The organism is Opacimonas viscosa, assembly GCF_024199005.1.
Lineage (GTDB): Bacteria > Pseudomonadota > Gammaproteobacteria > Enterobacterales > Alteromonadaceae > Opacimonas > Opacimonas viscosa.
Genome location: NZ_JANATA010000361.1, coordinates 1 through 227, shown reverse-complemented (window position 1 = coordinate 227; position 227 = coordinate 1). Strand labels below are relative to the sequence as shown.

The following is a 227-nucleotide window of genomic DNA, read 5'->3' as shown; positions in this document are numbered from 1 at the left end:
GTACTCAACAAAAAAGTTCGCCATGAGTTTATTGTAAGTATGGCCGTTATCACGATTTTGCTCGATTATTCGAACCGGATTGTCTCTGTCAGTAATTCCAGGTACGGGTCCACCCCAGCCTCCTACATCGTTGTAAATGGGAACGATTGACTGCTGCTCAATTGATAGTCCTAAAATCTGACCCGCTAGGTCGTTGATAAGGTTAGCTTGTTGATCAGTGATCAAAA

1 protein-coding gene is annotated in these 227 nt (G+C 43.2%); it reads right to left on the bottom strand.

What is annotated here, in order from left to right:
* On the bottom strand, positions 1-227 hold a 227-nt coding region (locus NLF92_RS13925; protein WP_254102874.1), incomplete at both ends, for a hypothetical protein.